General features: G+C 28.4%; 9 protein-coding genes, 1 tRNA gene, 1 rRNA gene, 1 other RNA gene and 1 other annotated feature. Of the genes, 1 reads left to right on the top strand and 11 read right to left on the bottom strand.

Annotated elements, in window-relative coordinates; genetic code table 11:
* The first annotated feature begins 473 nt into the window (after window positions 1–473).
* A complete protein-coding gene (locus KGF48_RS19455; protein WP_227868478.1) occupies window positions 474–1,679 on the top strand; it encodes an MGDG synthase family glycosyltransferase in 1,206 nt (401 codons plus the stop codon).
* Between the two features lie 64 nt (window positions 1,680–1,743).
* Here KGF48_RS19455 and KGF48_RS19450 read toward each other — a convergent pair whose 3' ends face one another.
* The 11 genes from KGF48_RS19450 to rrf form a co-directional block, all read right to left on the bottom strand.
* Window positions 1,744–1,965, bottom strand: coding sequence for a hypothetical protein (locus KGF48_RS19450; RefSeq protein WP_227830445.1), 222 nt, complete (start codon window positions 1,963–1,965; stop codon window positions 1,744–1,746).
* A 141-nt stretch (window positions 1,966–2,106) separates the two neighbouring features.
* Window positions 2,107–2,706, bottom strand: a complete 600-nt coding sequence (gene recR / locus KGF48_RS19445; RefSeq protein ID WP_227830451.1) for a recombination mediator RecR — start codon at window positions 2,704–2,706, stop codon at window positions 2,107–2,109.
* Window positions 2,707–2,718: 12 nt separating this feature from the next.
* A complete protein-coding gene (locus KGF48_RS19440) occupies window positions 2,719–3,069 on the bottom strand; it encodes a YbaB/EbfC family nucleoid-associated protein (protein ID WP_227437598.1) in 351 nt (116 codons plus the stop codon).
* Window positions 3,070–3,127: 58 nt separating this feature from the next.
* Window positions 3,128–4,765: a DNA polymerase III subunit gamma/tau gene (gene dnaX, locus KGF48_RS19435; RefSeq protein ID WP_227868477.1), complete on the bottom strand. Its 1,638-nt coding sequence runs from the start codon at window positions 4,763–4,765 to the stop codon at window positions 3,128–3,130.
* Between the two features lie 76 nt (window positions 4,766–4,841).
* Window positions 4,842–5,106, bottom strand: an RNA gene (gene ffs / locus KGF48_RS19430) — signal recognition particle sRNA large type.
* Window positions 5,107–5,147: 41 nt separating this feature from the next.
* Window positions 5,148–5,239: transfer RNA gene (locus tag KGF48_RS19425), tRNA-Ser, on the bottom strand.
* Complete coding sequence (locus tag KGF48_RS19420; RefSeq protein WP_227841251.1) at window positions 5,240–5,695, bottom strand: nucleoside deaminase; 456 nt, start codon at window positions 5,693–5,695, stop codon at window positions 5,240–5,242.
* A gap of 319 nt (window positions 5,696–6,014) precedes the next feature.
* Entirely contained in the window at window positions 6,015–7,286 is a 1,272-nt protein-coding gene (gene serS, locus KGF48_RS19415; protein WP_227841250.1) for a serine--tRNA ligase, read from the bottom strand.
* 126 nt (window positions 7,287–7,412) lie between these two features.
* Window positions 7,413–7,618 (bottom strand) — a binding site (T-box leader).
* 127 nt (window positions 7,619–7,745) lie between these two features.
* Window positions 7,746–8,627: a mechanosensitive ion channel domain-containing protein gene (locus tag KGF48_RS19410; RefSeq protein WP_227868476.1), complete on the bottom strand. Its 882-nt coding sequence runs from the start codon at window positions 8,625–8,627 to the stop codon at window positions 7,746–7,748.
* 11 nt (window positions 8,628–8,638) lie between these two features.
* A complete protein-coding gene (locus KGF48_RS19405; protein WP_227830450.1) occupies window positions 8,639–9,148 on the bottom strand; it encodes a transcription repressor NadR in 510 nt (169 codons plus the stop codon).
* A 137-nt stretch (window positions 9,149–9,285) separates the two neighbouring features.
* Window positions 9,286–9,402 (bottom strand): 5S ribosomal RNA (gene rrf / locus KGF48_RS19400).
* Window positions 9,403–9,411: the final 9 nt, after the last annotated feature.

The raw sequence follows: 9,411 nt of genomic DNA, 5'->3' as shown, positions 1-9,411 counted from the left end.
TATTGTTATCAAAATATCTGGCTTTATGGTTTGTTTCTTGTTTTATAAATTAACCTACTGTTTAATTTTCAAAGTTCATTTTTCATGTTTGCCCTTTTCTTAAGGACAAGTAATACTATATCACCTTTATTTATCCAAGTCAATATAATTTTTTATTTTTTTTAAGATTTTTAATTTTTCTATGTTTTATCAGCTTAACTCTCATAAATTAATGATAAACAAAAGTCCTTATTTCATAGGACTAATATATATTTTATGCCCAATTTTCCTTTTTATTCTATAATTTAAATTTTTTATTTGTAGTAATACACATTTTTTTAAAATTAATTTACATTTCTTTCACTTGTAATTTTTGTAATCTTGTATTAGATTATTATTAAAAAATGATTTATCAATAATTTGATTGAGAATGACAATTTTTACATATCAAAGTATTATATAAATACTATGCTACATTTTAGGAGGATTTTATTATGAGCAAAAAAGTATTAATCATGTCTGCTTCTACTGGTGGTGGACATAATAGAGCGGCTCTAGCTATTAAAGAAGAACTTACATCCAAAACAATTGACGGAGAGCCTGTTGAATGCGAAATAATAGATAGTTTGAAATTAGTCAATAACATAATGGATAAAATAATTTCAAGAGGATATGAAAAATCTGCCATATATACACCCAAAGCATATGGAAGTGTATATAGATTATCTGAAACAAATCTTTTATCAAAAAACGAATTTAAAGGTAATCTAATAATTACATTTATGGCAAAAAAATTAAAAAAACTCATTAGAAACACAAAACCAGATTTAATTATAGGTACACATCCTTTTCCAATGATTGCTTTAAGCACATTGAAAAAAAATTTTAACTTACATAATAATGAAACAAATGCTTCTACTGATCATTTTTATAAGCATCATACAAGTACTATTAATGTTCCTCCTCTTATTTCTGTATTAACTGATTATACTACTCATTCCACATGGATACAAAATGAGATTGACTACTATATTGTTGGTCATGAGTATGTAAAGGAATTATTAGTATTTGATGGAGTTGAACCTAGTAAAATTAGAACATTTGGAATCCCTGTTGAAAAATCGTTCCATTCTCATAGAGACAAAAGAATTGTTCTTTCTGAACTAAATTTATCTCCTGATAAATTAACTGTTTTACTTATGGGTGGCAGCTTTGGAGCTGGAAATATAAAAGAAACTCTTGATGAGTTATTAGATACAGATAGAGATTTTCAAATACTTGTAATAACTGGCAGAAATGAAAATTTAAAAGAGAAAATTGAAAAAAAACTTGTATCTCGTTATCATGACAAAAATGTATGTGTACTTGGATATACTGATAAAATGAATGACATTTTAGCTTCTATAGATGTTTTAGTCAGTAAGCCTGGCGGACTTACTACAACTGAAGCACTCTTAAAAGATGTACCCATGATAGTTCCATATTATATACCTGGACAAGAAGAAGAAAATCTTGATTTCTTATCCAATTGTGGTGCAGCACTTAGAACTACAAAGAAATATAATTTATCAATATTATTAAAAGTTTTGATAGATGACTCTAGTAGGCTAGAAATGTTAAAGAAAAATATAAAATCTATAAGAAAGTCAAATTCAGCCCAAAACATAGCTAATTTAGTATTAAGTATAATTTCTGATTAATAAAATAAATAAAATCCCTATAGTGTACCTATTAGGGATTTTTTATCTTCTAATTATTTAATTACTAGATTGGTTCATAAAAATCTTCTTCATAATCATACTGATAGTTTTTATAGTTATTTCTGAATTCAGTGTTTTTATTTCTTGGAGTTTTCTTAGTTTTTTTCTTGTTAGAAAAACTTATATCCTCAAAATCATCATATTTAGGCTTGTCTTTTGATTTCATTTTTTTAACTCTTTTTTCCTTCATTGCATTATGTTCTTCTAAGTTCATAATTGGTTTCATGTTGCACCCCTATCAAAATTTTTAAATGATTTATACAACAAATTATACAATACAGAAGAAATTTATTCAATAAATCTAAATCAAAATTAATCTAAATTTAACTCCAAAAAATTACAAAAATCGAGGTGATAACCTCGATTTTTATATTTCTCTTCTACCTTCCAATGCTTTTGATATTGTAACTTCATCTGCATATTCTAAATCTCCTCCAACAGGAAGACCATGAGCTATCCTAGTAACTTTAATTCCCATTGGCTTTACTAATCTTGCAATATACATAGCTGTGGCTTCTCCTTCAATAGTAGGATTTGTAGCCATTATTATTTCTTTTACATCTTGATTACCAAGCCTTTGTATAAGCTCTTTTATTTTTAACATATCTGGTCCAATACCATCCATTGGAGAAATAACTCCATTTAATACATGATATTGTCCTTTAAATTCTCTTATTCTCTCCATAGCTGCAACATCTCTTGGATCTTCTACCACACATATAGTACTAGAATCCCTATTCTTATTTGAGCACATACTACATGGGTCTGTATCTGTTATATTGCAACAAATTGAACAATACTTTATCTCTCTTTTTGCGTCTATAATTGCCTTAGATAAAGCCTCCACATCATTAGTATTCATATTAATAATATGAAAAGCCAACCTTTGAGCAGTCTTTCTTCCAACTCCTGGAAGCTTTGAAAATTCTTCTATTAGTCTCGTTATTGGACCTGTATAAACTTGCATAAATATCACCTACTAGAATAACCCTGGTATATTCATACCTCCAGTTACCTTACTCATTTGATTTGCTTGTATATCATCAATATTTCTCAATGCTTGATTTACTGCACTTAAAACTAAATCCTGTAACATTTCTATATCGTCTGGATCAACAACTTCTGGTTTAATAGTTATATCTAAAACTTCTTTTTTACCATTAACTTTTACAGTAACTGCTCCTCCACCAACTGAAGCTTCTACTTCTTTATTTTCTAACTCTTGTTGAGCTTTTTGCATGTTTTCTTGCATCTTTTGAGCCTGCTTTAATAAGTTATTCATATTTCCACCACCAGGCATCATTCCGCCTCCAAAACCTTTTTTAGCCATAAACACTATTCCTCCTAAACTTATTTTCATTTTATTATTATATCATAATAGTATTTTATTATTTACTTTCATTTTCATCAATACTATCTTTTATTTCTAGTATTTCTTCGTTTACTATCTTCTTTAGTATCTCTTCACCAATGTCTTTTTTTTCTTTAACTTCAAGATTTATATCTTTGACTTCTGATGACAATACTATTTTTACACTAAAGCTTCTATTTAAAACTTCTCTTATAGTCTTCTCTAGATAATCTATTGTATCTGGGGAGCTTAATCTAGTTTTTGCAAAATCAAATTTATCATCAAATATTACATATAACATGTTAGAATATACATTAAAACTTTTTACCTCACTTAAAAGAGCGTATATTGGCATTTTTTTATCTTTTTTAATTTGTTTAAGTATATTTTTCCATGATGATTCTATAAGTAGAACGTCTTCATTCTTTACCTCTTCATAAACGATGCTTTCTTTTTTTGAATTTATTTCTCTATTATCCTCATATTCATTTTCTTTACCACTATCATTATTTGTAATTTTAAAGCTGCCCATTTCAATGATTTTTTCCAAATTCTCAACCCTTTTAATAAGAGCTTCTTTACTTTCATCAAACATTGGCTGAGCAATCTTCATTATAGTTATTTCTACTAAGACTCTTGGATTTGAAGATGATTTTATATCATCTTGAGTTGTTGACAGCATATTTAAAATTCTTATTAAATCATTTATATCTATGTCCTCAGACTGAGATTTAAGTTGCTCTATAGTTTCTTCTGGTAATGAGATTATTTCATCTAGTTCTGATGATACTTTGCAAACCATTAAATTTCTAAAATGATCTATTAAATCATTTATAAGGTTTCTTATATCTTTCCCCCATAAAACAAATTCATTTAATATTTCAAGAGATTTTTTAGTATCTTGCGCTACAATACATTGAGACAATTCAAATAATTGTTCTATATTCACGCTTCCCATCAACTCAACAACATCTTTATAATCTACTTTATTTTCTCCAAATGATATACACTGGTCTAATATGCTAAGAGCATCTCTAAGTGCTCCTTGAGAATTTCTAGATATCAGATTAAGAGCTTTGTCATCTATGTCAATTCCTTCATCTTCACAAATTTTTTTCATCCTAAGAGTCATATCTTTAACAGTAACTCTTTTAAAATCATATCTTTGGCAACGTGATAAAATAGTTGCAGGTATCTTATGAGGTTCAGTAGTAGCTAATATAAAGATTACATATGAGGGAGGTTCTTCTAATGTCTTTAACAATGCATTAAAAGCTCCTTGAGACAACATATGAACCTCATCTATTATATATACTTTATATTTAGCATTAGCTGGAGAATATTTTACACTTTCTCTAAGCTCTCTTATATCATCTACACTATTATTTGATGCTGCATCTATTTCTACAACATCCATTGTATTATCTTTTAATATTGATTCACATATTTCACACTCATTACAAGGTTCTTCATTTAATTTATTTAAACAATTTACTGCTCTTGAAAAAATTTTTGCAGTAGATGTCTTCCCAGTACCTCTTGTACCACAAAACAAATAGGCATGTCCTATATTATCATTGTATATTTGATTTTTTAAAGTCTTAATAATATGTTCTTGACCAACAACATCATCAAATCTTTGTGGTCTATATGCTCTATATAATGCTTTATGCATCTTTTTACCTCTCTTTAGTAAAATTAATAAAAAAATCCCTCATTATCTAAGGGATTAGTCTTTTATATATTAAATGCTGTACACCATCTATCGACTTAATTCCATAGGCGTTACCAAAACAGTTAGCTCAACTTAGGCACCCCCGCGGCACACAAAAGTGATCACTTACCGCTGCTTCCTTCCGGATCTGACGGGGTTCATGAGCTTTCATTGCGCAGGACCTAAGCATCAACACCACTTATTCAGGACGGCCCTACAAAAAATAAGCCTTTAGATGGAATTCAATCCTGCTATAGCGGATTGCAGGTTACAGGGCACCGCTACCTCCCCATCTAGTACAGCAAAATTACAACCATATTTAATTACTTTTATTTATTGTTTCTGGCGGAGAGAGTGGGATTTGAACCCACGATACAGTTTTACCCATATACTCGCTTTCCAGGCGAGCGCCTTCGACCACTCGACCATCTCTCCTTAATCTCTTTTTCTTAATTCCTTAAAAAATTCTTGCAATATGATCGAGCATTCTTCTTGCAAAACATCAAAAGCCACTTTTACATTATTATTTTCAAAATAATCTAATTTAAACTCATGCTGTTTCTCTATATATGAATTTTTTATATGCCTTGTCCCTATTATAAGCTTTTTTATTCTAGAATTAACTATTGCACCACTACACATTATGCAAGGCTCTAGTGTAACATATAAATCACAATCTGTCAATCTCCACCCACCTAATTTTTCTGATGCTTGCTTTATCGCTAAAATTTCTGCATGAGCTGTAGAATCTTTCAATGTTTCTGTAAGGTTATGAGCCCTTGCTATTATTTGATTATCTTTAACTATAACAGCACCTATTGGTGTTTCTCTCTTATTATATGCTTTATATGCTTCTTTTAATGCTTCTTTCATATAAAATGAACTTTCCATAATTCCTCCCAAAACTTATAACAAACTTATCTTATCATAATTCATTTTATAATTCAACTTAATTTTATTTTGTTTATTTAATATATTGCTATGCATAGCTACATTTAATTTAAATTAACCTAAAAAAAAAATTTCAGAGTCTAATTAAATGTTGATTTATGAAAATATTTAGCTTTTTATGATGAATATTCTATTATATATATTAACATAAAAAAGTTATGAAATTATTAAATCTCATAACTTTTTTTAATTTACTATTTACTTATAGTATATTTTTAATCTTAAAATATATTATCACTTATATAATATTAATACATAATTATTTTATAACATCAACACCCATATAAGGTCTTAATTCTTCTGGAACCACTACAGAGCCATCTGCTTGTTGATAATTTTCTAATATAGCAGCTAAGCATCTTCCTATAGCTAATCCAGAACCATTTAATGTATGAACATATTCTGCTTTTGATTTTTTATCCCTTTTAAATCTTATTCCCGCTCTTCTTGCTTGAAAATCTTCAAAGTTTGAACAAGAAGATATTTCTACATATCTATTATAACTTGGCATCCAAACTTCTAAATCGTATTTAAAAGCAGCTGTAAATCCTAAGTCTCCTGTACATATTCTTACAACTCTATATGGAAGACCTAACATTTGTAACATAGTTTCAGCATCATGAGTTAATGATTCTAATTCCTTATAAGAATCCTCTGGTTTAACAAATTTAACTAATTCAACTTTATTGAATTGATGTTGTCTAACTAAACCTCTTGTATCTCTTCCTGCTGAACCAGCTTCAGATCTAAAACAAGGAGTATATGCACAATATTTTATTGGAAGTTCTGCAACATCTAATATTTCATTAGCATGTATATTTGTCACAGGTACTTCAGCTGTTGGTATTAAGAAATACTCTAGCCCTTCTATTTTAAACATATCTTCCTCAAATTTAGGAAGTTGACCAGTGCCTATAAAACTATTTCTATTAGCCATAAATGGAGGTAAAACTTCTGTATATCCATGTTTAGCTGTGTGAGTATTTAAGAAGAAATTCATTAAAGATCTTTCTAATCTAGCACCTAGTCCTCTATATAAAGTAAATCTTGAACCAGTTATTTTTCCAGCTGTTTCAAAGTCTAGTATGCCTAAACCAGTTCCTATATCCCAGTGAGCTTTATGTTCAAAATCAAATTTTGTAGGTTCTCCCCAAGTTCTTACTTGAACATTGTCTTCATCTGTTTCACCTTGTGGCACATCTGGATGAGGTACATTTGGAATTCTCATCAATGCATATTCCATTTTTGCTTCAACTTCTTTTACTTTCTCATCAATACCTTTTATCTTGTCTGATAATTCTTTTAATCTTGCTTTTTCCTCTTCTACATCTTTTCCTTCTTTTATTAATTGTGGTATCTTTTTAGAGTTTACATTTAATTCATTTTTCATAACTTCAACTTCTTGAAGTATCTCTCTTCTTTTATTATCTAATTCCACTACAGCATCAAGGTCGAATTCTTTTTCGCCTCTTATTTCCATAGCTTTCTTAATATCATCTAAGTTTTCTCTTATTCTTTTAATATCTAACATATTAATTCCTCCTAATAATTTTTATAATATAAATTAATAATTCCAATTTAAATTAAAATATTTTTAACTTCAAATTCTTAGTTTAAACAAATTTGGAAAATAAAAAAAGACCTCCGTTTACCCTATAAAAGGGACGAAAATCTTTTATCCGCGTTGCCACCCTAATTGATTATACCCATATGTATAATCCTCTCAGACCTGTAACGTAGGTAAACGTCTAGCTTTAACTAGAAGCTCTAGAGTAGATTCAAAAACCATTGTAATGAGTTCTCACCATCCACTCATTCTCTGAATACAACCTGTTTTTTACTATTTTCTTTCAATGCTTTTAACTAATTGTTTTATTTGATAATCATTATATTATATATATTAACATCTTTCAATACTATTATTCAATTTTTTTTTAGAATTTTCTTTAATTTATTATCTTAAGTTTGATTTTTTTGTTTAATTAAAATATTATCTTTTATCCAAAGAATTTAAATTACTTGTGTTACTAAACAATAATGAAGCAGGAATAAATGGAACTTCTATTTTATTTTCATCAAATTTCTTCTTAACTTTTTCCATTACATCAAAGTATACATCCCAGTAATCATCAGTTTTAACCCAAGGTCTGGCAACTATTTGCATAGTATTATTACCTATAGAGTTTAACCCTATGATTGGCTTTGGGTCATCTAGTATCCTTTTTTCATTTGTAAAAATTTCATTTAATATAGATTTAACTATATCTATATCGCTATCATAAGAAATATTATACGAAAAATCTATCCTTCTTTTATTTTGATGTGTGTAATTAATTATATTATTACTTGTCAATTGAAAATTTGGTATTATTATAGTTTTATTATCTGGAGTTTTAAGAACAGTACTAAATATTTGTATGTCAGAAACTGTACCTTCTACACCTGACCCTTGAATATAATCACCTATATTGAATGGCTTAAAAAACAAAATAATCATGCCTGAGCCTAGATTTGATAATATTTCTTTAAATGCTAGTCCTATACTAAATCCAGCCGCTCCTAAGACCGCTACAACTGATGTAGTTTGTATTCCTATAATCCCTAAACTTATCAATGATATGATGGATAGCATTGATATATATATACCATATACAATAAAATTATTTACACCTTTACTCATTCCATATTTAATTAGAAACTTAGAAACCATCTTTCTTACTATCTTAGCTATATAAATACCTATTATAAATATTGTTATTGCATATATAATATTTGGTATATTATCACTGAAATTATTAAGCATATTTTCTAAAGTTCTCTTCGTTATATTACTGTTTGTTGAAGTAGTCTTAGCCAATGACAAAAAATTCATTTAACTCCTCCTTATGATAATACTCCACTGTCGTCTAATTTTTTTATTATATCTTCAATAGTCTTTTCTTTGAGTGCTTCAATTGTATGAATATGACTGCATTCTGTTAAGACTGATAATTGTTTAAACTCATTTGTTTCAACTTTTCTCATAAAATCATCTATATCCATTTTAGAATAAATATTAAGTTCTGCAGTTATTTGACCATATGTTGGATGATTTACAATAACATCTTTTACAATTCCACCTAAATCTACAATAATTCTTAGTTCTTCATAAATTTCTTGGGAATTTTTATGATTTTTACATTTTATTTGTCTGGAAAAATATGGTTGATTATATATTATATATCCTTGAGGTGTAGCTATTATTTCAAAGCCTTTAGCCCTTATAAGCGCTATATCTTGTACTATTACTTGTCTGCTTACATTTAATAGCTCCGCTAGCACTCCACCTTTTACAGGATGCTTAGATTCCTTTAAAATATCTATTAATTTGTTTCTTCTTTCATTAGAATTCATATTACACCTTCTTTCTAAATCAAAACTTTTTGTCTATATTATATAATTTTATATTTTATCTTAGTATAAATCAATACAGAGTTTATATTCTGTTTAATTTTAGATTTTATGTTTTATGGCAAACAATAAAAAAGACTACGTGGCTACGTCCTACTCTCCCAGGCAGTTTCCCACCAAGTACCATCAGCGCTAGAGAGCTTAACTTCTGTGTTCGGAATGGGAACAGGTGTATCCTCTCTGCTATTGTAACCACATAATCTTTA

The sequence above is a fragment of the Clostridioides sp. ZZV15-6388 genome, assembly GCF_020657755.1.
GTDB lineage: Bacteria > Bacillota > Clostridia > Peptostreptococcales > Peptostreptococcaceae > Clostridioides.
Note: the sequence above shows the minus strand (reverse complement) of the source record. Positions and strands in the feature narration are given on the sequence as shown.